Here is a 24,085-nt window from a genome sequence, read left to right as displayed (position 1 = left end):
GGCCGGCAAATACGACCCGCCAGTCGCTTTCGCGAAACGCGCCTTCGGTGCTGGAGGCGAAGATGCAGCGGGCTTGGGGCAGTTGGGCGGCGACTGCATCCTGGCTGCCCAGGCCGTTTTGCAGCAGGATCAGCTCGGCGTGGGGTGCCAGACGATGTTCAAGCTGTGCGACGGCCTCTTGGGCGTCGTAGGCTTTGCACGCCACCAGCAGGCGATGAATCGGCCCAGGGCTGTCGGATGTTTCGCCGACGACTGGATAGGTGTGAGCCACGCCGTGCTCGACCAGGGTCAGGCCCTTGCCGGTCTGATAGCTCGCCAGCCGCGCGTGGTCCCGCAGGATCAGGCGCACCGGCAACCGGGCGCGGGCCAGGCGGGCAGCCCACAATGTTCCGAGGCTGCCAGCGCCGAGGACATGCCAGGTGGTCGACATCAGTTTTTACTCCGTAAGGCTGCCCGCAGTGAACGAGGCGAAAGAACCGCTATAATGCCCGGGCATTTTAGCCTGGGCGTGCTCCATCTCTACTGAGCCGCGCCCCTTTTTATTGGAGAAATTACATGCCGTCGTTCGACGTGGTATCCGAACTGGACAAACACGAAGTCACTAACGCCGTCGAGAACGCCGTCAAGGAGCTGGATCGCCGCTATGACTTGAAGGGCAAGGGCAGCTTCGAGTTCAAGGAAAAGGAGCTGACCGTCAACCTGACCGCAGAAGCCGACTTCCAGCTGGAAGCGATGATTGAGATCCTCAAGCTGTCCCTGGTCAAGCGCAAGATCGATGCGCAGTGCCTTGAAATCAAGGACGCCTATGCCTCCGGCAAGCTGATGAAGCAGGAAGCCGTGCTCAAGGAAGGCATCGACAAGGAGCTGGCGAAGAAAATCGTCGCCCACGTCAAGGACGCCAAGCTCAAGGTCCAGGCCTCCATCCAGGGCGAGCAGGTACGTATCACCGGCAAGAAGCGTGACGACTTGCAAGAGGCCATTGCTGCCCTGCGCGCCAAGACCTTCGACATGCCGCTGCAGTTCAATAACTTCCGCGACTGATAGCACTTTGGGGAACCTGTGGGCGTTTTTGACGTCCCACGCCCCAGAACCTGCGCCCACCATTGAGCCCTACGGGGCTCAATTGTATTTAGGGCCAACCAATAGGCCGAGCATCCGGTAAACAGGAGAATGTAGATGGACTTGAACGCTGAAGTGGATCACCTGATCAAGAGCTCGGAGTCATGGTTACCGATGATCATGGAATACGGCAGCCGATTTTTGCTGGCTGTGGTCACCCTGGCCATCGGTTGGTGGCTGATTAACGTCTTGACCCACCGAGTGGGGCGTTTGCTGGCACTGCGTAATGCTGACCTGGCGCTGCAACACTTCATTACCAACCTGGCGAACATTGCGCTCAAAGTCATGCTGGTGGTCAACGTGGCCTCGATGATCGGCGTGGCAACCACGTCGTTCGTTGCCGCGATTGGTGCCGCCACCCTGGCCATCGGCCTGGCCTTGCAAGGCAGCCTGGCGAACTTCGCCGGCGGCGTGCTGATTCTGTTGTTCCGCCCGTTCCGCATTGGTGACTGGATCGAAGCCCAGGGTACTTCCGGTACCGTCGATAGCATCCAGATTTTTCACACCGTGCTGCGCACCGGCGACAACAAGACGGTGATCATCCCAAACGGCAGCCTGTCCAACGGCCTCATCACCAACACCAACCGTCAGCCGACCCGCAAGGTAGTGTTTGATGTGGGTGTCGACTACGAAGCCGACCTGCAGAAAGCACGTGAAGTGCTGCTGGAACTGGCCAAGGATCCACGGGTACTGGCTGATCCTGCGCCGGCTGCCGTGATTTCCACCTTGGGCGATAGTTCGATCACTGTATCCCTGCGAGTCTGGACCAAGACTGCGGATTATTGGGATGTGATGTTTATGTTCAACGAACTGGCACGTGACCGTTTGAAAGCGGCGGGAATTGATATTCCATTTCCGCAGCGGGTTATTCGCGTCATGCAGGAAAGTGCTACGAAGTAATAGCATGACTGGATGATTAAACCTGGCCGATGTGTCAGGTTTGTTACGCAGCATTAAACTAGATAGCTAGCTTGCTAGTTATTCGGTTGTTGAGATTAAGTTGCAATAAAAAAGCCGCTCACTTGTGAACAAGTGAGCGGCTTTTTAGTTAGAGCCGAGGCCCTAAGTCATCGTTGTAATCAAACTGCCAATTACAAGATGTTCAGCGGGTATTGCGCAATCAGACGCAGTTCGTCCAACGATGCCGAGCCGTAGTACACACCATCGCTGGAGCGGTAAGTGGCTTGACGTACACGCAGGCTCAGGTCTTTAGCCGGGCCGCTCTGAATCACGTACTTGGCCTCGATGTCGCGTTCCCACTCTTTGGCGTTGTTGGTCACGCCGTTGTCAGCACCGCTACCGGTGACATAACGAGTCATGAAGCTCAGGCCTGGAATGCCGAAGGTGGCCATGTTCAGGTCGTAGCGAGCTTGCCAGGATTTTTCACCTTCAGCGTTGAAGTCGGAACGGGCAACGGAGTTGGCGAGGAAAATCGTGCCGCCGCCGTCTACGCCGTAACCGTAGTCGCCGTCACCGGTGACCTTCTGGTAGGCCAGGGTGAAGGTGTGAGCGTCGATGGTGTACGCGCCTTGCAAGCTGTAGGCACGGTTGTCGAGCTTGGTGGTGTTGTCTTTTTCTGCGCGTTGCAGACCAAGGCCATCACTTTTGGTGCTGTAGATGTTGAAGTCAAAGGCCAGCGACTGTTCCTTGCTCAAGGCATGGGTCCAGTTGATGTTGGCGTAGGTCTTCTTCCAGTAGTCTTCGGTTTTCGCGTAGTACAGGCTACCGGTCAGCTCTGGGGTGAACGCGTAGACGCCACCGACAAAGTTGGTTTCCTTCAGGCCCAGGCTGTCATGGTAGGTCTGGGCTTGCGCGGTGCTGGCGGTGAAGTGACCACCTTCCAGTTTCAGGCCCTTGATCTCGTTGCTGGTGATCGAGACACCTTGTGGCAGCTCAGGCAGCAGGCGGCTGTCGTCGGAAGCGAAGACAGGAGCGGTGGTGTATTGGTCGCCGATTTTCAAGACCGTGTCGGAGAAACGGAATTTAACGGCGGCGCCACCTTTGGAGTAGTCATCCTGTGCACGGCCATCAGCGCCGTTAGGGAACAGGCCTGTACCTGCATGGCCACGGCCGCTGTCCAGTTTCACACCCAGCAAACCGATTACATCAACACCGACGCCGATGGTGCCCTGGGTGAAGCCTGATTGGTAAAGAGCATTGAAGCCCAGGCCCGTTTCTTCGGAGATGCTCTTCTTCTCAGTACTGCCTGCTTTAACAGGTTTGTAACCGCCAGCAGGTTCGTTGCGGATATCACGGCTGAAATACAGAAGGCGAGTGTTGATGCTGAAAGTGCTGTCTTCAACAAAGCCCTTGGCATCGTCCTGGGAGGACGCGATTGCGAACTGCGAGGTGCCTGCTGAAACAGCCAGGGCGATCATGCTCCACTTCATCACGCGCATCGTGATTTGCTCCTTTGGTTTTAGGAAGAGTACTGCCGTCCCACCTATATTTTTGTCTGGGCGGCTCTTTCTTTTTTGTGTCGGCGCAAAGTTATATCACGCAGACATTATTGACGATACTTGCACATCTATCCTTTCAGCTTCTTTACGGGCCTGTCGTAAATTGCTAGCTCCATGTCGCAAATTCACAGTCCGCTTGTAACCGGACTGACAACTTCAATACTGTTTAAAAGCATCGAGGTGGGGGGGGGGAACCTCCCTTCTCAAAGTTTTAACTCTTCCTTGAAAAGCATTGAACCGCTGTTGTTTTCCGTCGCGAAACACCTGCTTCCTGCCGGTGCCGTTGTCGACGATACAACGGTGAATGCAACAAGCGTGCACAAACCGGAAACCGAATGTGATTTTTTCGTGAAAATTGTCAACGCCGTGTAAAAACCGCATAAGCGCGGGCTTTTTACACCGTTTGGTTTGGCCTTGACGCGCCTGCTGCACTTCTGTCCGGTGGTGCATAAAACCTGCACCAGAGCAAAACGTTACCGGTTCACCCCGTTCGGTGGGTAGTCGGCGGATCCCTTTGAGGCACAAATGGGTCATTTTGGTGCGATTGTTCCCGGTCTGCGTTTTTGCCCCAGGCCAGCGTTCTTATCCTGAGAGCCCTCTGGCTCAAGGTCTTTAAGCGTATCCCACGTCCCGTCTTTGACTGGGATTGGCTGCATTGGTCATTTAGCGTAGCTGAAATATTGGTCTGTCTCGAAATGGTGCGCTTTTTTTCGCGACGTGCTGTTTGGGCGCGTATTTGGCCTGATGCATTCGCCGTGAAGCGCTCGGCATTCGCAGGTATGCTGGGCGCCTGAAACCTGACCCGCCGAACGGGAGTGACTGCTGTGTTCGCCTTAGATCCACGTCTTCAACAAGACACCTTGCCCATCGGGGATTTCCCCCTGTGCCGGCTGCTGCTGTCCAATGACTCGAATTACCCCTGGTTCATCCTGGTGCCGCGCATCGACGGTATCAGCGAAGTGTTTCAACTGGATGTCGCTGACCAGCAGCGGGTGTGGCAGGAAAGCACGGTGCTGGCGCAACTGCTTAATGAAGGGTTTGGCGCCGACAAGATGAATATCGGTGCCCTGGGTAACGTGGTCAGCCAACTGCACGTGCATGTAATCGTGCGCAAGCGCGATGACGCTGCCTGGCCGGCGCCGGTCTGGGGCAAGCATCCGGCGAAGCCATACAGCGACAAGCAGCTGGCGGCGATTCGTGCACGCCTGCGCGAGATCCTGCCGGCTGATTTCATGTTTCTGGAGGCTTGAGTCATGGACCTCCAAGACCGTGTGACCGACCTGGAAAGCCGCTTGGCCTTTCAGGACGACACCATTGAGACCCTCAATGACATCCTGGTCACCCAGCAGCGGGCGGTCGAACGCCTGCAGATGCAGATGACTGCGTTGCTCAAGCGCCAGGAAGAAATGGGCGGCCAGTTCGAGTCATCCGAGGAAGAAGCGCCGCCGCCTCATTATTAATAAGGCAGGGATGAATCCCCGGGCATAAAAAAACCGCAATGCAGCCAGGCTGCATCGCGGTTTCTTTTTTCGGGGTGCTGGAATCAGCGGCGCGGCAACGCGGCGATCACATCTTCAGCTTGCAGGCCCTTGTCACGATTCATGACGGAGAACTCCACGCGCTGGCCTTCCACCAGTACGCGATGGCCTTCGCCGCGAATCGCCCGGAAGTGGACGAAGATATCGTCGCCCGAATCCCGGGAAATAAAGCCGAAGCCCTTGGAGGTGTTGAACCACTTCACGGTACCGGTATCCCGGTTGGTCATGTCGTAGCTTTGCGACGCAGCGGCCGGGGAGGAACGGTAGAAACTGATGGCCAGATGAAGAACGATGGCGACCAGTGCGATTGCCAGGCTGAGAAGGACGGCCGGGTGGCCACCGACTTCAGGCATAGGCGCCAGCAGGGTGAGGGTTTGCACGACAACAGCCAGGACCAGCAGGGCGCTGACCAGGTTTTGCAGTTGATGACGCGGGCCTTTGTTCCAGTAAGGAATGACTGGAGCCAGTGTCAGGTTAAGAAGACCAAAAAAGGTCAGGTAGAGAGCGTCAGGTTGTTGCAGGTAAGGCAGGGTTTCTGATCGCAGGCTGGGGATAAAGGACAGCAGCAAAGCTGCAGCGCCCGTTAGCAGGTGGACGATTTTCAACATTTTGATTAACTCACGTTAAGACGGATCACGAGGAAGAGCTGACTGGCACGGTTCGCTTCTGAACAATGGGAGGCGTTGGACACGTACACGGGTATCAGCCTATGCCACTTGCCGCAAACAAAAACGGCGGCGACACGCTGCCTATTTAACAGCAAAGCCTGTGCCTACTCAAATCAAGCATTTCGGGCTGTTGCGAGGCATGCGGCATTTCTGCGTCAAACGCTTGTCCTAGACAGGTGCGGGGTTTTTTCGCCGGCGGCGGATAATTTTTTCGGCAGGGCTTGAAGCTTTGCCTGCCGTGTAAACCCGCTCTGCGAGGGGCAATTTGCCGCACCTCGAGAGGGTCGGCCGGGCTGCGCAAGGCCGGCACTCTTGCTAGAGTGGTCCTGCACCTGATCAATGAATATTTATCAATTGAAGGGGAAACACATGGCAATCGATATTGGTATCAGTGAAGAAGACCGTAAATCAATCGTTGACGGACTTTCGCGCCTGCTTTCCGATACCTATGTACTTTACCTGAAGACCCACAACTTCCATTGGAACGTAACGGGCCCGATGTTTCGCACACTGCACTTGATGTTTGAAGAGCAGTACAACGAACTGGCGCTGGCGGTGGATTCAATTGCAGAGCGTATACGCGCCCTGGGCTTCCCCGCACCGGGTGCTTATTCGGTGTACGCACGACTTTCTTCGATCAAGGAAGAAGAGGGTGTGCCGAGTGCTGAAGACATGATCAAGCAATTGGTCGAAGGCCAGGAAGCGGTTACCCGCACGGCCCGGGGCATCTTCCCGTTGCTGGATAAAGTCAGCGATGAACCCACTGCGGACTTGCTGACCCAGCGTATGCAAGTTCATGAAAAGACCGCGTGGATGTTGCGTTCCCTGCTCGAAAACAAGTAATGCCGGTGGCGGGTGGGCGTCGAGCTGACGCCCCTCGCGTGCCTTCTTTCCGGCGATTTCCCTGACCCTGCGAGCTTCCTGATACACGCGTTGGCTTGTCCTACGGCGATCGGCTCCCTGTCTTCTGGCTGCACTTGCCTTCTTGATGTTTTATAGCTCAACGGCCAACGACAACACTGATGAGTGGCCGTCAGGCAATGGAGTGTCAAGTGTATGTCACGCGGAGCAGGTAATGGAGTTATGGAAACGTGCGGGTTGCACAAGATAAAGGTAGACCCCTTTGCCAAAGGGTTCGATATGAACTTGGCCAGGCCATTGTCCCGATCCGTTCGGCTTAATGGCTTTTCGACGTGTTTGCGACTCGAAGAGGTCTATTGGAATATCCTTGCGGAAATAGCCCGGATCAATACATGTTCGGTCAGTGCGTTGCTGTCTTACGTGGACCGTGAAGTGCACTTGCGATATGGCGGTGTAAAGAACTTCAGCGGTCTGGTCAGGGTAGTTTGTGTGGTTCATGTATTGAAAGAGCGCCTTAATGCGTCGGGTGTCCATCCGGACCTGGCATGATCCTTGTGCCAGTCGCCAGGCTCGGGATTGCCCCGGGTCGGGCGTCTGGCAGAAGCCTGCTGCAGCCACCTATATAAAGAGCAGCGCGCCGCTACGGCTGCACAGCCTCGATTTACCAGATATAATCCCGGGCTTTGCTGCGCATGCCGGGACTTTCCCACGGGATAGAGCCAGGGCAGGGCGTGGCGCAGTAATGATCTGATCGCCGAGACATCTCCATGCCCATGTACGACTATCAATGCGCTTCCTGTGGTCATCAGTTGGAAGCCATTCAAAAGATCAGCGCAGCGCCGCTGGTCGATTGCCCTGCCTGCCAGGCTCCGGAGCTCAAGAAGATGTTGTCCATGCCGGGCTTTCGCCTGAGTGGCAACGGTTGGTACGAGACCGATTTCAAGACCGGTTCGAAGAAGAATCTGGCCGGCGGCGACAAAGCAGACTGAGTTGAACTCTACGCGCAGGCTCCTGCATTATCCGTCACCTGACTTAGCTGTACGGTGATGAGGCAGGCCTCCACCGAATTTCGAATTACGAGAAGCGAAACCACTATCATGATGCGCAGCCACTATTGCGGCCAACTGAACGAGACCCTGGAAGGTCAGGAAATCACCCTTTGCGGATGGGTTCACCGTCGCCGCGACCACGGCGGGGTGATCTTCCTCGATATCCGTGATCGTGATGGTCTGGCCCAGGTGGTGTTCGATCCGGACCGCGCCGAGAGCTTCGCCGCCGCCGACCGCGTGCGCAGCGAGTACGTCGTGAAGATCACCGGCAAGGTTCGCCTGCGTCCGGCCGGTGCCACCAACGCCAACATGGCGTCGGGCATGATCGAAGTGCTGGGTTACGAACTGGAAGTGCTGAACGAGTCGGAAACCCCGCCGTTCCCACTGAACGAGTTCTCCGACGTTGGCGAAGAAACCCGCCTGCGTTATCGTTTTCTGGACCTGCGTCGCCCGGAAATGGCCGAGAAGCTGCGTCTGCGCTCGCGCATGACCACCAGCATCCGTCGCTTCCTCGACGAGAACGGCTTCCTCGACGTCGAAACGCCGATCCTGACCCGTGCTACCCCGGAAGGCGCTCGCGACTACCTGGTGCCGAGCCGTACCCACGCCGGTTCCTTCTTCGCCTTGCCGCAATCGCCACAGCTGTTCAAGCAGTTGCTGATGGTGGCCGGCTTCGACCGTTACTACCAGATCGCCAAATGCTTCCGTGACGAAGACCTGCGGGCTGACCGCCAGCCGGAATTCACCCAGATCGACATCGAGACCAGTTTCCTCGATGAAAAAGAGATCATGGGCATCACCGAGCAGATGATCCGCAACCTGTTCAAGGAAGTGCTGAACCTGGAGTTCGGCGAATTCCCGCACATGACCTTCGAAGAAGCCATGCGCCGTTACGGTTCCGACAAGCCGGACCTGCGTAACCCGCTGGAACTGGTTGACGTTGAAGACCAACTCAAAGACGTCGACTTCAAAGTGTTCAGCGGCCCGGCCAACGACCCGAAATGCCGTATTGCCGCGCTGCGCGTTCCTGGCGCTGCGAGCATGCCGCGCAAGCAGATCGACGACTACACCAAGTTCGTCGGCATCTACGGTGCCAAGGGCCTGGCGTACATCAAGGTCAACGAGCGCGCCAAGGGCGTTGAAGGCCTGCAGTCGCCAATCGTCAAGAACATCCCTGAAGCCAACCTCAACGTGATCCTTGATCGCGTTGGCGCGGTCGACGGCGATATCGTGTTCTTCGGCGCCGACAAGTCGAAGATCGTCAGCGAAGCGCTGGGTGCACTGCGGATCAAGGTCGGTAACGACCTGAATCTGCTGACCTGCCAGTGGGCGCCGATGTGGGTTGTCGACTTCCCGATGTTCGAAGAGAACGACGACGGTAGCTTCAGCGCGCTGCACCACCCGTTCACCGCGCCGAAGTGCACGCCGCAAGAGCTCGAAGCCAACCCGGCTGGCGCTCTGTCCCGTGCCTACGACATGGTGCTCAACGGCACCGAGCTGGGTGGCGGTTCGATCCGTATCCACCGCAAGGAAATGCAGCAATCGGTCTTCCGCCTGCTGGGCATCAACGAAGATGAGCAGCAAGAGAAGTTCGGCTTCCTGCTCGACGCCCTGAAGTACGGCGCGCCACCCCATGGCGGCCTGGCCTTTGGTCTGGACCGTCTGGTGATGCTGATGACCGGTGCCCAGTCGATCCGTGAAGTGATTGCCTTCCCGAAAACCCAAAGTGCTGCCGACGTCATGACGCAAGCACCGGGTGTGGTGGATGCCAAGGCACTGCGCGAGCTGCATATCCGTCTGCGCGAGACACCAAAGGCTGAGTAAGGCCGCAGCGTGAAAGCGCGATAAGGTTTTACATTGTCAGCTAAGGGCGCATCTTCGGATGCGCCTTTGCGTTACAAGGGCTGCACGTTAAAGAGGGAAGTCCCGCCTGGGGCGGGATTGACAGGTTTCTACAGAATTTCGGAGTTGTGTTATGGCTGGCCATTCCAAGTGGGCGAACATCAAGCACCGCAAAGAGCGTCAGGATGCCAAGAAAGGCAAGATCTTCACCAAGTGGATTCGCGAGCTGACCGTCGCTGCGCGCCAGGGTGGCGGTGACCCGGGTTCCAACCCGCGTCTGCGTCTGGCCCTGGACAAGGCCCTCGGCGCCAACATGAGCCGCGACATCATCGACCGCGCCGTGGCCCGTGGTGCCGGTGCGGCCGATACCGACGACATGGTCGAGTTGAGCTACGAAGGCTACGGCCCGGGTGGCGTGGCGGTGATGGTCGAGTGCATGACTGACAACCGCAACCGTACTGCGGCTGCCGTGCGCCATGCGTTCAGCAAATGTGGCGGCAACCTGGGGACTGACGGTTCGGTGGCCTACCTGTTTGAGCGCAAGGGGCAGATCTCCTTCGCGCCGGGTGTTGACGAAGATGCACTGATCGAAGCAGCGATGGAGGCCGATGCTGACGACGTGGTGACCAACGAAGACGGTTCCATCGACGTGTTTACCTCGTTCGCGGGCTTCTACTCGGTGCGCAACGCGTTGGAAGCGGCCGGTTTCAAAGGTACCGATGCGGAAATCGTGATGCTGCCCACCACCAGCGCGGAGCTGGACCTGGACGGGGCGCAGAAGGTACTCAAGATGCTCGATATGCTCGAAGACCTGGATGACGTGCAGAACGTCTATTCCAATGCCGATATCCCGGAGTCGGTGGCCGAACAGCTCGTTTAAGAGCACCAAAGATCCAATGTGGGAGCTGTCGAGCCTTGGCGAGGCTGCGATGGCATCAACCCGGTGTAACTGAAGCACCGAGGTGCCTGTATCGCAGGCAAGCCAGCTCCCACAGGGATCTATGCTGTTACACAAACCATGTGCCTGGCGCATCCGCTTTAAACCCATCCCGCAGGCGTTATGACTCTAATCCTAGGTATCGACCCCGGTTCGCGAATCACCGGCTTTGGCGTGGTCCAACAGACCCCGCGAGGCTGCGTGTACGTGGCGTCGGGCTGTATCCGTACCGGCGCCGGCGAGCTTGCCGAGCGCTTGCAGATCGTTTACCGCGGCGTGCGTGAAGTGATCCAGACTTACGGCCCGGTCACCATGGGCATCGAAAAAGTGTTCATGGCAAAAAACGCCGACTCCGCCTTGAAGCTCGGCCAAGCCCGCGGTGCTGCCATCGTGGCCGGTGCCGAGGAGGGCATGGAGATCGCGGAGTACACCGCGACCCAGGTCAAGCAGGCCGTGGTCGGCACTGGTGCGGCGAATAAGGAGCAGGTGATGATGATGGTCATGCACATGCTCAAGCTCACCGCCAAACCGCAAATCGATGCCTCCGACGCCCTGGCCATTGCCATTTGCCACGCCCACACCCGTTCCAGCCTGATGCCCCACGGCTTGGGTACGGCACGCAGTCGTGGCGGCCGCCTGCGTCTCTGATAGCATCAGCGCAATCATTCTGCGTGGGGTGCATGAACGGCCTGTGCTGCCGGCCGGCATGCCCGCGTTATTACCGGTCAGGCCTTGATCTGAGCCGATTCTTAAGGATTCGAACGTGATTGGACGCTTGCGCGGCACCTTGGCTGAGAAACAGCCGCCGCACCTGATTCTGGATGTAAATGGGCTGGGCTATGAGCTGGAAGTGCCCATGACGACCCTCTACCGCCTACCGTCGGTCGGTGAACCGCTGACCCTGCACACCCACCTGGTGGTGCGCGAAGACGCACAATTGCTCTATGGTTTCATTGGCAAGCGTGACCGGGATTTCTTCCGTGAGCTGATCCGCCTCAACGGCGTGGGCCCGAAGCTGGCGCTGGCGCTGATGTCGAGCCTGGAAGTGGATGAGCTGGTGCGCTGCGTATCGGCCCAGGACACTTCAGCGCTGACCAAGGTGCCAGGCGTTGGCAAGAAAACCGCCGAGCGCTTGCTGGTGGAGCTCAAGGACCGCTTCAAGGCCTGGGAGGTCGTGCCGAGCATGTTTGCCCTGGTGCCTAACCAGCCGGATGCGCCGGGTGTGCCGGTGGCCAGTGCCGAAAGCGATGCAGTCAGCGCGCTGATCTCCCTGGGCTACAAGCCGCAAGAGGCGAGCAAGGCAGTGTCGGCCATCAAGGACAAGAACCTGAGCAGCGAAGACATGATCCGCCGCGCCCTGAAGGGAATGATTTAAGTGATTGAAGCTGATCGTCTGATCGCGGCCACCGGCCCCCGTGACCGTGAAGAAGTCCAGGACCGGGCGATTCGCCCCCTGAGCCTCGCCGAATACATCGGCCAGCCCACCGTGCGCGAGCAGATGGAGCTGTTTATCCAGGCTGCACGCGGGCGCAGCGAGTCCCTGGATCACACGTTGATCTTCGGCCCGCCGGGCTTGGGCAAGACCACCCTGGCCAACATCATCGCCCAGGAAATGGGCGTGTCGATCAAATCCACCTCCGGCCCTGTGCTGGAGCGTCCGGGTGACCTGGCGGCGCTGCTGACCAATCTGGAGCCCCACGACGTACTGTTTATCGACGAGATCCACCGGCTTTCGCCCATCGTCGAGGAAGTGTTGTACCCGGCCATGGAAGACTTCCAGTTGGACATCATGATCGGCGAAGGCCCGGCCGCGCGCTCGATCAAGCTCGACCTGCCACCGTTCACGCTGGTGGGGGCCACCACCCGTGCGGGCATGCTGACCAATCCGCTGCGAGACCGTTTCGGGATTGTTCAACGTCTAGAGTTCTATAGCACGGCGGATCTGGCCACCATCGTCAGCCGTTCGGCGACTATCCTCGGCTTGCCCCTGGACCCGGAAGGCGCGTTTGAAATCGCCCGCCGCGCCCGTGGTACGCCGCGGATTGCCAACCGGTTGCTGCGTCGGGTGCGCGATTTTGCCGAAGTACGCGCCAAAGGGCATATCACCAAGCCCGTGGCAGACCTGGCGCTGAACCTGCTGGATGTGGATGAACACGGCTTTGATCACCAGGACCGGCGCCTGCTGCTGACCATGATCGAGAAGTTCGACGGTGGCCCGGTGGGTGTGGACAGCCTCGCGGCAGCCATCAGCGAAGAGCGGCACACAATTGAGGATGTACTGGAACCGTACCTGATCCAGCAGGGCTACATCATGCGTACACCGAGGGGGCGCGTGGTCACCCGGCATGCGTATCTGCACTTTGGGTTAAACATTCCGTCACGATTGGGCGAGATGCCCGTAGTAGACGAATTCCTTGATGCAGTAGACGATTAAAAACGCTTGGCGATTCGATTTATTCGGCGTTTGTGCTGTCCTAGTGGCTGGCGTCGTCATTCTTTCGTTAGAAATGTGCCACAGAATGAAAAACAGTTGCCTGGCCGGATTGGCAACCTGAGGAGTAAGCACTAGAGTATGCGCGCGCAAAACGGGGATCAGTCGTTCGCACATCGCTGTCGCGTTTATTACGAGGACACCGATGCCGGCGGCATCGTTTATTACGTCAATTACCTAAAGTTCATGGAGCGGGCTCGAACCGAGCGGCTACGGGAGCTGGGCTTTGCCCAATCCCAGCTGGCAGGGGAGGACCTGTTGTTTGTCGTGCATTCCAGCGAGGCTCGTTATTACGCGCCGGCGCGACTGGACGATGAACTGCTGGTCAGCGCAGAAATAACCGAATTGAACCGTGCCAGCCTGCGCTTTAAACAGCAGGTCAGGCGGGCTACGGATGCAACGCTGCTCTGTGAGGGGCAGTTCCTGGTGGCCTGTGTTCGCACCAATAGTTTGAAACCCCGGGCCATTCCCGAAGCTCTACGCGCGGCCTTTGCCGGCGTGAGCGGCGCGGGTAAACATTCAGAGCAGGAGATTTAGCGTGGAACCTACCGTCGTCGACCATTCCTCCATGTGGAGCCTGGTCAGCAATGCCAGTGTCGTGGTTCAACTGGTGATGCTGGTCCTGGTAGCCGCATCGGTTACCTCTTGGGTCATGATTTTTCAGCGCAGCAACCTGCTGCGTGCCGGTCGACGTGCCCTGGAGAGCTTCGAAGAGCGCTTCTGGTCGGGTATCGACCTGTCCAAACTGTATCGCCAGGCCGGCAGCAACCCGGACCCGGATTCGGGCGTCGAGCAGATCTTCCGTGCCGGCTTCAAGGAATTCTCCCGTCTGCGCCAGCAGCCAGGCGTTGACCCGGAAGCGGTCATGGAAGGCGTGGCCCGTGCCATGCGTGTAGCGATTTCCCGCGAAGAAGAAAAGCTTGAGCAAAGCCTGCCGTTCCTCGCCACCGTAGGTTCCGTGAGCCCGTACATCGGTCTGTTCGGTACCGTATGGGGGATCATGAACTCCTTCCGCGGCCTGGCCCAGGCCCAGCAAGCGACCCTGGCCACCGTGGCCCCGGGTATCGCCGAAGCGCTGATCGCCACCGCCATCGGCCTGTTCGCAGCTATTCCCGCCGTAATCGCCTACAACCGTTTTGCCGCTCGTGGCGAAACCTTGATCAGCCGTTACTACACCTTCGCCGATGAATTCCAGGCGATCCTGCACCGTAAAGTGCACACCAGCGAAGAATAAGCAGGTAATTCCCAATGGCTTTAATCGCTCGAGCTCGCAAAAAGCGCAAGCCGGTCGCCGAGATGAACGTAGTGCCTTACATCGACGTGATGCTGGTGCTGCTGGTTATCTTCATGGTGACCGCGCCGATGCTCAATCAGGGCGTGAAGGTTGATCTGCCCAAGGTTTCCAGCGAAGCCTTGCCGCAGGACAACAACACTCAGGTCCTGACCATTTCGATCAAGGCTGACAAGACCTATTACTGGAACCTTGGCAGCGAAGTCGACACTCAGAAACAGCAGGACAAGGCCATGACCTTGCCGCAGATGACTGATGCTGTGACCAAGATCATTCGCGCCGGCAACGAAGGTGGCAAGCACACCCAGGTGTTCATCCGCGGCGACAAGGTCGTCGACTATGGCTCCGTCATGGGCGCCATGGGCGGGCTGCAGAAGGCCGGCGTCGGTAACGTTGGCTTGATTACCGAGGCGCCCTGATGCACCAACAGCGAGAGCCGTCCGCCTCGGAAAGCTTCTTCTGGCCTAGCGTCTGGGCAATTGCCCTGCACGTCCTGGTGTTTGGCATGCTGTTCGTCAGCTTTGCCATGACCCCGGACCTGCCGCCAGCCAAGCCGATCGTGCAGGCGACCCTGTATCAGCTGAAATCGAAAAGCCAGGCCACCACCCAGACCAATCAGAAGATTGCGGGTGAGGCCCAGAAGTCGGCTGCGCGCCAGACTGAAGTCGAGCAGATGGAACAGAAGAAGGTCGAGCAGGAAGCGGTGAAGGCTGCTGCGGAACAAAAGAAAGAAGAGGCGGCTCAAAAGGCCGAGGAATCGAAAAAGGCTGACGAGGCGAAGAAAGCTGACGAGGCTAAAAAGGCTGATGAAGCCAAGAAAGCCGATAAAGCTGCTGAAGCCAAGAAGGCTGAAGAGAAACAATTGGCTGATATAGCCAAGAAGAAATCTGAAGAAGAAGCCAAGAAAGCTGCTGAAGAAGAGGCCAAGAAAAAGGCCGCTGAAGACGCGAAGAAAAAGATAGTCGAAGACGCGAAGAAGAAAGCCGCGGACGACGCCAAGAAGAAAGCTGAAGCTGACGAGGCGAAGAAGAAAATCGCCGACGACGCGAAGAAGAAAGCTGCCGCCGATGCCTCGAAGAAAAAGGCCCAGGAAGCAGCACGTAAATCGACCGAAGACAAAAAGGCCCAGGCCTTGGCCGATTTGCTTTCCGACACGCCGCAGCGCCAGCAAGCCTTGGCCGATGAACGTGGTGATGAAGTCGCGGGCAGTTTCGATGACCTGATTCGTTCACGGGCAGCGGAAGGTTGGACCCGTCCTCCTTCGGCACGTAAAGGCATGACAGTAGTGCTGCAGATCGGCATGTTGCCGGACGGTACGGTGACCTCGGTCAGCGTGGCCAAGTCCAGTGGCGACGGTTCGTTCGACAGTTCGGCGGTAGCAGCGGTCAAGAACATTGGCCGGTTGACCGAGATGCAGGGAATGAAACCAAGCGACTTCGCTCCCTACCGTTCATTCAAGATGACATTCACACCTGAGGATCTAGCCTTGTGAGAAACCTTCTTCGAGGAATGCTTGTCGTTATTTGCTGCATGGCAGGGATAGCGGCGGCGGATGAAAAGAACATCCTGGTCACCAGCGGTAGCGATCGGGCCACCCCGATCGCCGTTGTACCGTTTGGCTGGCAGGGCGGCAGCGTGCTGCCGGACGACATGTCGCAGATCATCAGTGATGACCTGCGCAACTCCGGTTACTACGCGCCGATCGACAAAGGCAACATGATCAGCCAGCCGACCCAGGCCAGCGAAGTCATCTTCCGTGACTGGAAAGCGCTGAACGCCCAGTACCTGATGGTGGGCAGCATCACGCCTGCCGGCGGTCGCCTGCAGATCCAGTACACCCTGTTCAACGTCGCGACCGAGCAGCAAGTGCTGACCGGCAGCGTGTCGGGTACCACGGATCAGTTGCGGGACATGGCGCACTACATCTCCGACCAGTCGTTTGAAAAGCTGACCGGGATCAAGGGTGCCTTCTCGACTCGCCTGCTCTATGTAACAGCAGAGCGTTTTTCGGTAGACAACACTCGCTACACGCTGCAGCGCTCCGACTATGACGGCGCTCGTGCAGTGACGCTGCTGCAATCCCGTGAGCCGATCCTGTCGCCACGCTTTGCACCAGACGGCAAGCGTATCGCCTACGTGTCCTTTGAACAGAAGCGTCCACGCATCTTCGTTCAGCACATCGACACCGGTCGCCGTGAGCAGATCACCAACTTCGAAGGCCTGAATGGCGCGCCAGCCTGGTCGCCGGATGGTTCTCGCCTGGCGTTCGTATTGTCCAAAGACGGTAACCCGGACATTTACGTGATGAACATGGCTTCGCGCCAACTGAGCCGTGTTACCAGCGGCCCTGGCATCAACACCGAACCGTTCTGGGGTAAGGATGGTTCGACCATCTACTTCACCTCCGACCGTGGCGGCAAGCCGCAAGTCTACAAAACCAGCGTCAACGGCGGCGGCGCCGAACGTGTGACCTTTATTGGTAACTACAACGCTGCACCTAAGCTTTCGGCTGATGAAAAGACGTTGGTGATGATTCACCGTCAGGATGGTTTCACTAATTTCCGGGTTGCGGCCCAGGATTTGCAGCGCGGAACCGTTAAAATCCTTACAGATACCAACCTTGATGAGTCAGCCACTGTTGCGCCCAACGGCACCATGGTAATCTACGCCACCCGCCAGCAGGGCCGGGGAGTCTTGATGCTCGTGTCCATTAATGGACGCGTAAGGCTCCCGCTTCCTACCGCACAAGGCGAAGTCAGAGAACCATCCTGGTCCCCTTACCTGAACTGACGCGGCGCTACAAAAAGAAGTACTTAACACACTGGGGTTCATTAGGAGTTTCACGATGGAAATGCTGAAGTTTGGTAAGTTTGCTGCTCTGGCTCTGGCTCTGTCCGTAGCCGTTGGTTGCTCGTCTAAAGGCGGCGACAATGCCGGTGAAGGCGCAGCTGTTGATCCAAACGCTGGTTACGGCGCTAACACTGGTGCAGTTGACGGCTCCCTGAGCGAAGAAGCTGCTCTGCGCGCTATCACCACTTTCTACTTCGAATACGACAGTTCGGACCTGAAACCAGAAGCCATGCGCGCTCTGGACGTTCACGCGAAGGACCTGAAAGCTAACGGCGCTCGCGTTGTTCTGGAAGGTAACACCGACGAACGTGGTACTCGTGAGTACAACATGGCACTGGGCGAGCGTCGTGCGAAAGCCGTTCAGCGCTACCTGGTACTGCAAGGTGTTGCTCCAGGCCAACTGGAACTGGTTTCCTACGGTAAAGAGCGTCCAGTTGCTACTGGCCACGACGAGCAGTCCTGGGCTCAAAACCGTCGCGTCGAACTGCGTAAGTAATTCGTCATGCGAACGTGCCGTCGTGCTCTAACTGTATTGGCTCTCAGCCTGGCACCGCTTGCGGTGTGGGCTGCGGTTCCTGTGGAAGATAGCAACTCTGGCTATAACAATAGCGGGAGCAGTTATCCGCCAGCGGGTTATGGCACGAACGGCGCCTATGCCGGGGGGGCGGCTACGGCCGCGCCTTCGGCACAGGGCGAACTGTTCAACCAGCTGCAACGCATGCAGGATCAATTGTCGCAGCAACAAGGCACGATTGAAGTTCTGCAGAATCAAGTGAACCAGCTGAAGCAAGAAGGCCTGGAGCGTTACCAGGATCTTGATCGACGTATTGGAGCCGGCGTTACACCAGCCGCTACTCCTGATAATTCTTCTGCCGGTGGCGCGCCAAGTGCCGCCGCCGGTGGTGCAGCAGCAGGGGCCGCGGCTGCCAGCCAGGCCCCTGCCGCCAGCAGCGAACCGGGTGATCCGGCGAAGGAAAAACTGTATTACGACGCAGCCTTCGACCTGATCAAAGCCAAGGATTTCGATAAGGCCAGCCAGGCTTTTACCGCATTCCTGCGCAAATACCCGAACAGCCAGTACGCGGGCAACGCCCAGTACTGGTTGGGTGAGGTGAACCTGGCCAAAGGCGACTTGCAAGGTGCAGGTCAGGCGTTTGCCAAGGTCAGCCAGCTGTACCCCAAGCACGCCAAGGTGCCGGATTCGCTGTACAAACTGGCTGACGTAGAACGCCGCCTGGGTCATACCGACAAGGTCAAAGGCATTCTGCAGCAGGTGGTGGCCCAATATCCGGGTACCTCCGCTGCTCAGTTGGCACAGCGGGATCTGCAACGCATGTAAGCGTCGCAACCCGTTCAGAAGAAACCCGCGCCCTGCGCGGGTTTTTTCGTTAGAATCCACGCCCTTTTATGAAACACGCTTCCTGGGGTTTACGCGTTGGCGGAATTCCTCGAAGTGCCTGACGGAGGCGGACAGCCTGTTTAGCTGTTACGCCCGTGGCGACTATGCAAGACACATTACGTATCACCGAAGTTTTTTACTCGTTGCAGGGTGAAACGCGCACTGCCGGGCTGCCCACTGTATTTGTGCGCCTCACCGGTTGCCCGCTGCGTTGCCAGTACTGCGACAGCGCCTACGCCTTCAGTGGCGGTACCGTGCGCACCCTTGACGACATCCTCGAGCAAGTGGCCGGTTACCGGCCGCGTTATGTCTGCGTCACCGGTGGCGAGCCGCTGGCGCAGCCTAATGCCATTCCCCTGCTCAAGCAGTTGTGTGATGCCGGTTACGAGGTTTCCCTGGAAACCAGCGGTGCCCTGGATATTTCCGCGGTCGACCCTCGCGTCAGTCGTGTCGTCGACCTCAAGACCCCGGGTTCCAAGGAAGCGCACCGCAACCGCTACGAGAACATCGAGTTGCTGACGGCCAACGACCAGGTCAAGTTCGTCATCTGTTCCCGTGAAGACTACGACTGGGCGACCTCCAAGCTGATCCAATATGGCCTGGACCGCCGTGCCGGCGAAGTGCTGTTTTCCCCCAGCCATCATGACCTGAATGCTCGCGACCTGGCTGACTGGGTTGTCGCAGACAATCTGCCGGTGCGCCTGCAGCTGCAGTTGCACAAGTACCTGTGGAACGACGAGCCGGGGCGCTGAGATGACTGATCAAAAGCGTGCTGTCATCCTGCTGTCCGGCGGCCTCGACTCCGCCACCGTGGTCGCCATGGCCCGTGCAGAAGGCTACAGCTGCTACACCATGAGCTTCGACTACGGCCAGCGTCACCGTGCCGAGCTGGAGGCTGCTGCCCGCGTCGCCCGAGACCTGGGCGTGGTGGAGCACAAGGTGATCGGCCTGAACCTCGACGGCATGGGTGGTTCGGCGCTGACCGACAGCTCCATAGACGTGCCGCAAGGCCCCAGCGAAGGCATCCCGGTGACCTACGTGCCTGCGCGTAACACCGTCTTCCTGTCCCTGGCCCTTGGCTGGGCCGAAGTCCTCGAGGCGCGCGACATCTTCATCGGCGTCAACGCCCTGGACTACGCCGGCTACCCGGACTGCCGTCCCGAGTACATCGAGTCGTTCGAGCGCATGGCCAACCTCGCTACCAAGGCCGGTGTAGAAGGGCCGGGCTTTCGCATCCTGGCGCCGCTGCAGAACCGTAGCAAGGCCGATATCGTGAAGGCTGGCGTAGGACTTGGCGTCGATTACTCGCTGACTGTTTCCTGCTATCAGGCGGATACTGACGGTCGTGCTTGTGGGAAGTGCGACAGCTGCCGACTGCGTGCAGAGGGCTTCCAGGCGGCCGGAATTACTGACCCAACGCGTTATTTCTGATTTATTTCAAATAAGGTGTTGAATAATCCTTAGAAATCAGTATTATACGCGCCACCACACAGCGGGTCGTTAGCTCAGTTGGTAGAGCAGTTGGCTTTTAACCAATTGGTCGTAGGTTCGAATCCCACACGACCCACCATTTTTGGCGGTTTAGAAAATCCGGAAGGCCCACGCAAGTGAGGATTTCCGGGTTTTTTTTTGCCCAACAAAAGCCGATCACTCTCATGGCAGAGAGTGATCGGCTTTTTTGTTAAAGCTAGCCGAACCGCCCGGTGATGTAGTCCTCGGTCTGCTTCATCTTCGGCTTGGTGAAGATCTCATCCGTATTGCCGTGCTCAATCAGCTCCCCCATGAACATGAACGCCGTGCTGTCGGACACCCGCGCGGCCTGCTGCATGTTGTGGGTCACGATGATCACCGTGTATTGCTCTTTCAGTTCGGTGATCAACTGTTCGATGCGCCCGGTGGAAATCGGGTCGAGTGCCGAGGTCGGTTCATCCAGCAGCAACACCTGCGGCCGCAGCGCAATGGTGCGGGCGATGCACAGGCGTTGCTGCTGCCCGCCTGAGAGACTCTGGGCGCTCTGCTTGAGTTTGTCTTTCACCTCATCCCACAGCGCGCCGCCGCGCAAGGCTTGCTCGACTCGATCATCCATTTCCCGGCGCGACAGCTTTTCATGGTGGCGCACGGCATAGGCGATGTTGTCGTAGATCGACATGGGGAACGGCACCGGCTTCTGGAAGACCATCCCGACATGACTGCGCAGGCGGTTCATCGAGTAGCCGGGGGCGAGGATGTTTTCGCCATTGAGCAGCACTTCACCGCGGGCTTCCTGCTTCGGGTACATCGAGTAGATACGGTTGAATACCCGCAGCAAGGTCGACTTCCCGCAACCCGATGGACCGATGATCGCGGTGATGCGTTTTTCCGGAATGTCGATGTCGATGGATTTCAGCGAACGTTGGTTGTTGTAGAAAAACTCCAACCCACGGACACGGATTTTGGTTTTTTCAGGATCAAGGCGGGTCGATTGCATCAGTGGGACCTATTGCGCAAAAGAATCAGGCGAGACAGCAAGCTCAGCACCAGCACGAACATCGTCAGTACCAAGGCGCCTGCCCATGCGAGGGAGTGCCAGTCATCGAAGGGGCTCATGGCGTACTGGAAAATAACCACCGGCACGCTGGCGATCGGTTTGAGCAGGTTGCTGCTCCAGAACTGGTTGCCGAAGGCGGTGAACAGCAGCGGGGCGGTTTCCCCGGTAATCCGGGCCAGCGCCAGCAGGATGCCGGTCACCACACCCGCCTTGGCCGCCCTCAACACGATCTGCAACGTCAGCTTCCATTGCGGCACGCCCAGGGCCAGGGCCGCCTCACGCATGGTGGAGGGCTGCAGTTGGAGCATCTCGTCGGTCGTCCTCACTACCACCGGAATCACCAGCAGTGCCAACGCCAGGGCGCCAGCAATGGCAGAGAAGCCGACCTGGTGATTGGTCAGCAGGTTCAGCGGCAGGATTACGCCGGTGTAGATGAACAAACCGAGGACGATCGAGGGCGCGGACAGCAGAATGTCGTTGATGAAACGCACTGTGGTACCCAGGCGCGAGTGCCGTGCGAATTCCGCCAGCCAGATACCGGCCATCAGCCCGATGGGCGTGCCAATCAGTAGCGCAATCCCGGACATCAGGGCGCTGCCGTAAAACGCGTTGGCCAGGCCGCCGTCTGTTCCGGGCGGCGGCGTCATCTCGGTAAACAGGCGCAGGTTGAGTGCCTGAAAACCGTTGATGATGGTAGTCAGCAGAATCCACGCCAGCCACAGCAGGCCAAAGACCGTCGCGCCACAACTGAGCAGCATGGCCACCCGGTTCTTGAAGGCACGCTTGCGGTACAGGCGGTCGTTGCTGTTCATAGGCCCTCCTTGCGTGACAGGCGCATGAGCATCAACCGCGCCAGTGCCAGCACCACGAATGTCACGATAAACAGCAGGAAGCCCAGGGCGATCAGCGCCGAACGATGCAGGTCGGTGTAGGCCTCGCTGAACTCGTTGGCGATGACCGATGCAATGGAACTGCTGGGCATCAGCAACGAGGCGGAGAACTGTTGCGCGTTACCCAGCACGAAGGTGACGGCCATGGTTTCACCCAGGGCGCGACCGAGGCCAAGAAAGATCCCGCCGACCACGGCCGAGCGGGTGTAGGGCAACACGATGTCCCACACCACTTCCCAGGTAGTACTACCGAGTGCGTAGGCCGACTCCTTCAATTGAGTCGGAACACTGCGGAAAACCTCATGCATCACCGACGTGATGAACGGCGTAATCATGATCGCCAGGACGATACCGGCGGTCAGCATCCCGATGCCCAGCGGCGGTCCCTGGAACAGCGAGCCAATAAACGGAAGTGCGCCCAGGTAGTCATTGATCCAGGGTGACAAGTGTTCTGCCATGAAGGGCCCGAAAACAAACAGGCCCCACATGCCGTAGATGATTGAGGGAATGCCCGCGAGCAATTCAACGGCGGAGGCGACTGGCATTCTCAGCCAGGGCGGCGCCACTTCGGTGAGGAAAATCGCGATGCCGAAACTCACGGGCACCGCAATCAGTAACGCGAGAAAAGAGGTGACCAAGGTGCCGTAAATCGGCACCAGGGCGCCGAAGTGGTTGTTGACCGCATCCCAGTCGGTGCTGGTAATGAAACCGAAACCAAAAGTCTTGAAGGCCAGGCCGCCGCCCCAAAGCGTTGAGGCAGCAATGCTGGCCAATAACAGCAAGACCAGCATGGCAGCGCCGAACATGGAGCGTTTGAACCACAGGTCATTGCGCTGATCGCGAGCAGCACGGTTGTCACCGCTCACATCGCCCGCGTGAGTAGTCATCACCATCGGTTGCACGGTTTCGTTCATATCAGATGTGCTCACCAGCGCCCCCTGGCATCAGGTTGCTTGAGGGCGCGGGTCTCAGGGACGGATCAGTGGGCGAAGTCGGACTTCCAGTAACCTTCGATCCGGGTCACGAGGGAATCAGGCAGCGCGACGTAGTCCAATGCCGCAGCCTGCTGTTGACCTTTCTCCAATGACCATTTGAAGAAGTTGAAAGCGGCCTGGCTTTGCTCGGCGTTCTTGGCCTGCTTGTACATGATGATCCAGGTGGTCGCCGTGATCGGCCACGCGTTCTCGCCCGGTGCGTTGGTCATGATCAGGTTGAAGTCCTTGGCGTTGGCCCAGTCGGCGGTATCCGCCGCTGCCTGGAAGGCCTTGGCGTTGGGCTCGACGAATTTGCCGGACGCGTTCTTCAGTGAGGCGTAAGTCATCTTGTTCTGCAGGGCGTAGGCGTATTCAACAAAGCCGATGGAATTCTTGATCTGCTTTACGTAGGCCGAAACACCTTCGTTACCCTTGCCGCCCACACCGACTGGCCACGGCACGGTGGTGCCGAAACCGATTTTGTTTTTCCAGCCATCACTGACTTTGGAGAGGTAGTTGGTGAAGTTGTACGAGGTGCCCGAGCCGTCCGAGCGGTGGACCACGGTGATATTCGCGCCGGGCAGCTTCAGGCCGGGGTTGAGCGCGGCAATCGCCGGGTCGTTCCAGGCCTTGATGTCACCGAGGAAAATCTTCGCCAGCACCTCGCCATCGAGTTTCAGCTGGCCTGCTGCAACGCCTTCGACGTTCATCACCGGCACGATACCGCCAATCACGCTGGGGAACTGGCCGAGGCCGCCGGCCTTCAGTTCATCCGCCGACAGCGGTGCGTCGGAAGCACCGAAATCCACGGTGGCCGCCTTGATCTGGGCGATGCCGCCGCCAGAACCGATGGACTGGTAGTTGATCCGGTCACTGGAGCTTTTGCTGTATTCCTGGGACCACTTGGACAGCACCGGGTAGACGAAACTGGAGCCTGCACCCGTGACGTCAGTGGCGTGAGCGACACCACTCAGGCACAGGGCAGTGAACAACACTGACAGACTCTTTTTGGTCAGCAACATCACGACGACACCTCAAAGGAAGGGGGTAGGTGGAGGGCTCCACCTGTCTGGGACGTGACGATTTAATTCCTGAAATGTGTCTGTTTAATGACGATTTGGCTTTATGAAGAAACATTTAGAAATGTTTGCTCCGATGAAAGCGGGCATGCCCGTCTCCACCGGAGCAGG

General features: G+C 58.2%; 29 protein-coding genes and 1 tRNA gene. 23 read left to right on the top strand and 7 right to left on the bottom strand.

The window, feature by feature from the left end; all coding sequences use genetic code 11:
• Positions 1 to 430: 2-dehydropantoate 2-reductase N-terminal domain-containing protein (locus tag K0H47_RS21055; protein ID WP_307877331.1), on the bottom strand; the 430-nt coding region annotated here is incomplete at its 3' end.
• 125 nt (positions 431 to 555) lie between these two features.
• Between K0H47_RS21055 and K0H47_RS21050 the strand changes: the two genes are divergently transcribed.
• On the top strand, positions 556 to 1,041 hold the full coding sequence (locus K0H47_RS21050; RefSeq protein WP_017475669.1) for a YajQ family cyclic di-GMP-binding protein: 486 nt from the start codon (positions 556 to 558) through the stop codon (positions 1,039 to 1,041).
• A gap of 135 nt (positions 1,042 to 1,176) precedes the next feature.
• A complete protein-coding gene (locus tag K0H47_RS21045) occupies positions 1,177 to 2,019 on the top strand; it encodes a mechanosensitive ion channel family protein (RefSeq protein WP_201139987.1) in 843 nt (280 codons plus the stop codon).
• A 191-nt stretch (positions 2,020 to 2,210) separates the two neighbouring features.
• Here K0H47_RS21045 and K0H47_RS21040 read toward each other — a convergent pair whose 3' ends face one another.
• A complete protein-coding gene (locus K0H47_RS21040; protein WP_063027607.1) occupies positions 2,211 to 3,518 on the bottom strand; it encodes an OprD family porin in 1,308 nt (435 codons plus the stop codon).
• A gap of 174 nt (positions 3,519 to 3,692) precedes the next feature.
• On the opposite strand from K0H47_RS21040, the gene K0H47_RS21035 reads away from it, so the two are divergent.
• From K0H47_RS21035 to K0H47_RS21025, 3 genes are all read left to right on the top strand, one after another.
• On the top strand, positions 3,693 to 3,950 hold the full coding sequence (locus tag K0H47_RS21035) for a hypothetical protein (RefSeq protein WP_219273555.1): 258 nt from the start codon (positions 3,693 to 3,695) through the stop codon (positions 3,948 to 3,950).
• A gap of 452 nt (positions 3,951 to 4,402) precedes the next feature.
• Positions 4,403 to 4,828, top strand: coding sequence for an HIT domain-containing protein (locus tag K0H47_RS21030; RefSeq protein WP_219273554.1), 426 nt, complete (start codon positions 4,403 to 4,405; stop codon positions 4,826 to 4,828).
• A gap of 3 nt (positions 4,829 to 4,831) precedes the next feature.
• On the top strand, positions 4,832 to 5,038 hold the full coding sequence (locus tag K0H47_RS21025; protein WP_017475674.1) for a SlyX family protein: 207 nt from the start codon (positions 4,832 to 4,834) through the stop codon (positions 5,036 to 5,038).
• Between the two features lie 83 nt (positions 5,039 to 5,121).
• On the opposite strand, the gene K0H47_RS31330 is transcribed toward K0H47_RS21025, so the two are convergent.
• Positions 5,122 to 5,724 (bottom strand): cold-shock protein, encoded by a 603-nt coding sequence (locus tag K0H47_RS31330; protein WP_003209798.1) that lies wholly within the window; start codon positions 5,722 to 5,724, stop codon positions 5,122 to 5,124.
• Between the two features lie 429 nt (positions 5,725 to 6,153).
• Here K0H47_RS31330 and K0H47_RS21015 point away from each other — a divergent pair, with 429 nt between their 5' ends.
• From K0H47_RS21015 to K0H47_RS20930, 18 genes are all read left to right on the top strand, one after another.
• A complete protein-coding gene (locus K0H47_RS21015; protein ID WP_003209800.1) occupies positions 6,154 to 6,627 on the top strand; it encodes a Dps family protein in 474 nt (157 codons plus the stop codon).
• 213 nt (positions 6,628 to 6,840) lie between these two features.
• Complete coding sequence (locus tag K0H47_RS21010) at positions 6,841 to 7,194, top strand: ribbon-helix-helix domain-containing protein (RefSeq protein ID WP_081253086.1); 354 nt, start codon at positions 6,841 to 6,843, stop codon at positions 7,192 to 7,194.
• 218 nt (positions 7,195 to 7,412) lie between these two features.
• Positions 7,413 to 7,634 (top strand): FmdB family zinc ribbon protein, encoded by a 222-nt coding sequence (locus K0H47_RS21005; RefSeq protein WP_003209804.1) that lies wholly within the window; start codon positions 7,413 to 7,415, stop codon positions 7,632 to 7,634.
• Between the two features lie 108 nt (positions 7,635 to 7,742).
• Positions 7,743 to 9,518 carry an aspartate--tRNA ligase gene (gene aspS, locus K0H47_RS21000; protein WP_003209808.1) on the top strand — a complete coding sequence of 592 codons (1,776 nt, stop codon included), beginning with the start codon at positions 7,743 to 7,745 and terminating at the stop codon, positions 9,516 to 9,518.
• A 151-nt stretch (positions 9,519 to 9,669) separates the two neighbouring features.
• Entirely contained in the window at positions 9,670 to 10,416 is a 747-nt protein-coding gene (locus K0H47_RS20995) for a YebC/PmpR family DNA-binding transcriptional regulator (protein ID WP_063027612.1), read from the top strand.
• 180 nt (positions 10,417 to 10,596) lie between these two features.
• Positions 10,597 to 11,121: a crossover junction endodeoxyribonuclease RuvC gene (gene ruvC, locus K0H47_RS20990; protein ID WP_003209812.1), complete on the top strand. Its 525-nt coding sequence runs from the start codon at positions 10,597 to 10,599 to the stop codon at positions 11,119 to 11,121.
• A 115-nt stretch (positions 11,122 to 11,236) separates the two neighbouring features.
• The gene (gene ruvA, locus K0H47_RS20985) at positions 11,237 to 11,848 is read left to right on the top strand and encodes a Holliday junction branch migration protein RuvA (RefSeq protein ID WP_010169952.1); all 612 of its coding nucleotides are present in this window, start codon (positions 11,237 to 11,239) and stop codon (positions 11,846 to 11,848) included.
• Positions 11,849 to 12,907: a Holliday junction branch migration DNA helicase RuvB gene (gene ruvB / locus K0H47_RS20980; RefSeq protein ID WP_017475679.1), complete on the top strand. Its 1,059-nt coding sequence runs from the start codon at positions 11,849 to 11,851 to the stop codon at positions 12,905 to 12,907.
• A 138-nt stretch (positions 12,908 to 13,045) separates the two neighbouring features.
• Positions 13,046 to 13,501 (top strand): tol-pal system-associated acyl-CoA thioesterase, encoded by a 456-nt coding sequence (gene ybgC, locus K0H47_RS20975; protein WP_063027614.1) that lies wholly within the window; start codon positions 13,046 to 13,048, stop codon positions 13,499 to 13,501.
• Position 13,502: 1 nt separating this feature from the next.
• Positions 13,503 to 14,198, top strand: a complete 696-nt coding sequence (tolQ, locus tag K0H47_RS20970) for a protein TolQ (RefSeq protein ID WP_003209819.1) — start codon at positions 13,503 to 13,505, stop codon at positions 14,196 to 14,198.
• A 23-nt stretch (positions 14,199 to 14,221) separates the two neighbouring features.
• Positions 14,222 to 14,674 carry a protein TolR gene (gene tolR / locus K0H47_RS20965; protein ID WP_161635741.1) on the top strand — a complete coding sequence of 151 codons (453 nt, stop codon included), beginning with the start codon at positions 14,222 to 14,224 and terminating at the stop codon, positions 14,672 to 14,674.
• Complete coding sequence (gene tolA, locus K0H47_RS20960; protein ID WP_017475681.1) at positions 14,674 to 15,747, top strand: cell envelope integrity protein TolA; 1,074 nt, start codon at positions 14,674 to 14,676, stop codon at positions 15,745 to 15,747. Before tolR ends, tolA begins: the two co-directional genes overlap by 1 nt.
• Before the next feature lie 17 nt (positions 15,748 to 15,764).
• Positions 15,765 to 17,045, top strand: a complete 1,281-nt coding sequence (gene tolB / locus K0H47_RS20955) for a Tol-Pal system beta propeller repeat protein TolB (RefSeq protein ID WP_032868196.1) — start codon at positions 15,765 to 15,767, stop codon at positions 17,043 to 17,045.
• Positions 17,046 to 17,100: 55 nt separating this feature from the next.
• A complete protein-coding gene (pal, locus tag K0H47_RS20950; protein WP_003209827.1) occupies positions 17,101 to 17,601 on the top strand; it encodes a peptidoglycan-associated lipoprotein Pal in 501 nt (166 codons plus the stop codon).
• A 6-nt stretch (positions 17,602 to 17,607) separates the two neighbouring features.
• Complete coding sequence (gene ybgF, locus K0H47_RS20945; RefSeq protein ID WP_063027616.1) at positions 17,608 to 18,444, top strand: tol-pal system protein YbgF; 837 nt, start codon at positions 17,608 to 17,610, stop codon at positions 18,442 to 18,444.
• 164 nt (positions 18,445 to 18,608) lie between these two features.
• A complete protein-coding gene (gene queE / locus K0H47_RS20940; RefSeq protein WP_063027618.1) occupies positions 18,609 to 19,256 on the top strand; it encodes a 7-carboxy-7-deazaguanine synthase QueE in 648 nt (215 codons plus the stop codon).
• Position 19,257: 1 nt separating this feature from the next.
• On the top strand, positions 19,258 to 19,935 hold the full coding sequence (gene queC / locus K0H47_RS20935; RefSeq protein WP_177025512.1) for a 7-cyano-7-deazaguanine synthase QueC: 678 nt from the start codon (positions 19,258 to 19,260) through the stop codon (positions 19,933 to 19,935).
• A 63-nt stretch (positions 19,936 to 19,998) separates the two neighbouring features.
• A tRNA-Lys gene (locus tag K0H47_RS20930) sits at positions 19,999 to 20,074 on the top strand.
• A gap of 117 nt (positions 20,075 to 20,191) precedes the next feature.
• Here the strand turns inward: K0H47_RS20930 and pstB are convergent.
• The 4 genes from pstB to pstS form a co-directional block, all read right to left on the bottom strand.
• On the bottom strand, positions 20,192 to 20,971 hold the full coding sequence (gene pstB / locus K0H47_RS20925) for a phosphate ABC transporter ATP-binding protein PstB (protein WP_003209835.1): 780 nt from the start codon (positions 20,969 to 20,971) through the stop codon (positions 20,192 to 20,194).
• A complete protein-coding gene (gene pstA / locus K0H47_RS20920; protein ID WP_063027624.1) occupies positions 20,971 to 21,843 on the bottom strand; it encodes a phosphate ABC transporter permease PstA in 873 nt (290 codons plus the stop codon). The genes pstB and pstA overlap by 1 nt, the downstream gene beginning before the upstream one ends.
• Positions 21,840 to 22,835 (bottom strand): phosphate ABC transporter permease subunit PstC, encoded by a 996-nt coding sequence (pstC, locus tag K0H47_RS20915; protein ID WP_017475686.1) that lies wholly within the window; start codon positions 22,833 to 22,835, stop codon positions 21,840 to 21,842. Before pstC ends, pstA begins: the two co-directional genes overlap by 4 nt.
• 65 nt (positions 22,836 to 22,900) lie before the next feature.
• Positions 22,901 to 23,917, bottom strand: coding sequence for a phosphate ABC transporter substrate-binding protein PstS (pstS, locus tag K0H47_RS20910; protein ID WP_219273553.1), 1,017 nt, complete (start codon positions 23,915 to 23,917; stop codon positions 22,901 to 22,903).
• Positions 23,918 to 24,085: the final 168 nt, after the last annotated feature.

The sequence above is a fragment of the Pseudomonas sp. Xaverov 83 genome (assembly GCF_019352905.1).
GTDB lineage: Bacteria > Pseudomonadota > Gammaproteobacteria > Pseudomonadales > Pseudomonadaceae > Aquipseudomonas > Aquipseudomonas yamanorum.
This window is presented reverse-complemented; position numbering and strand designations above follow the sequence as displayed.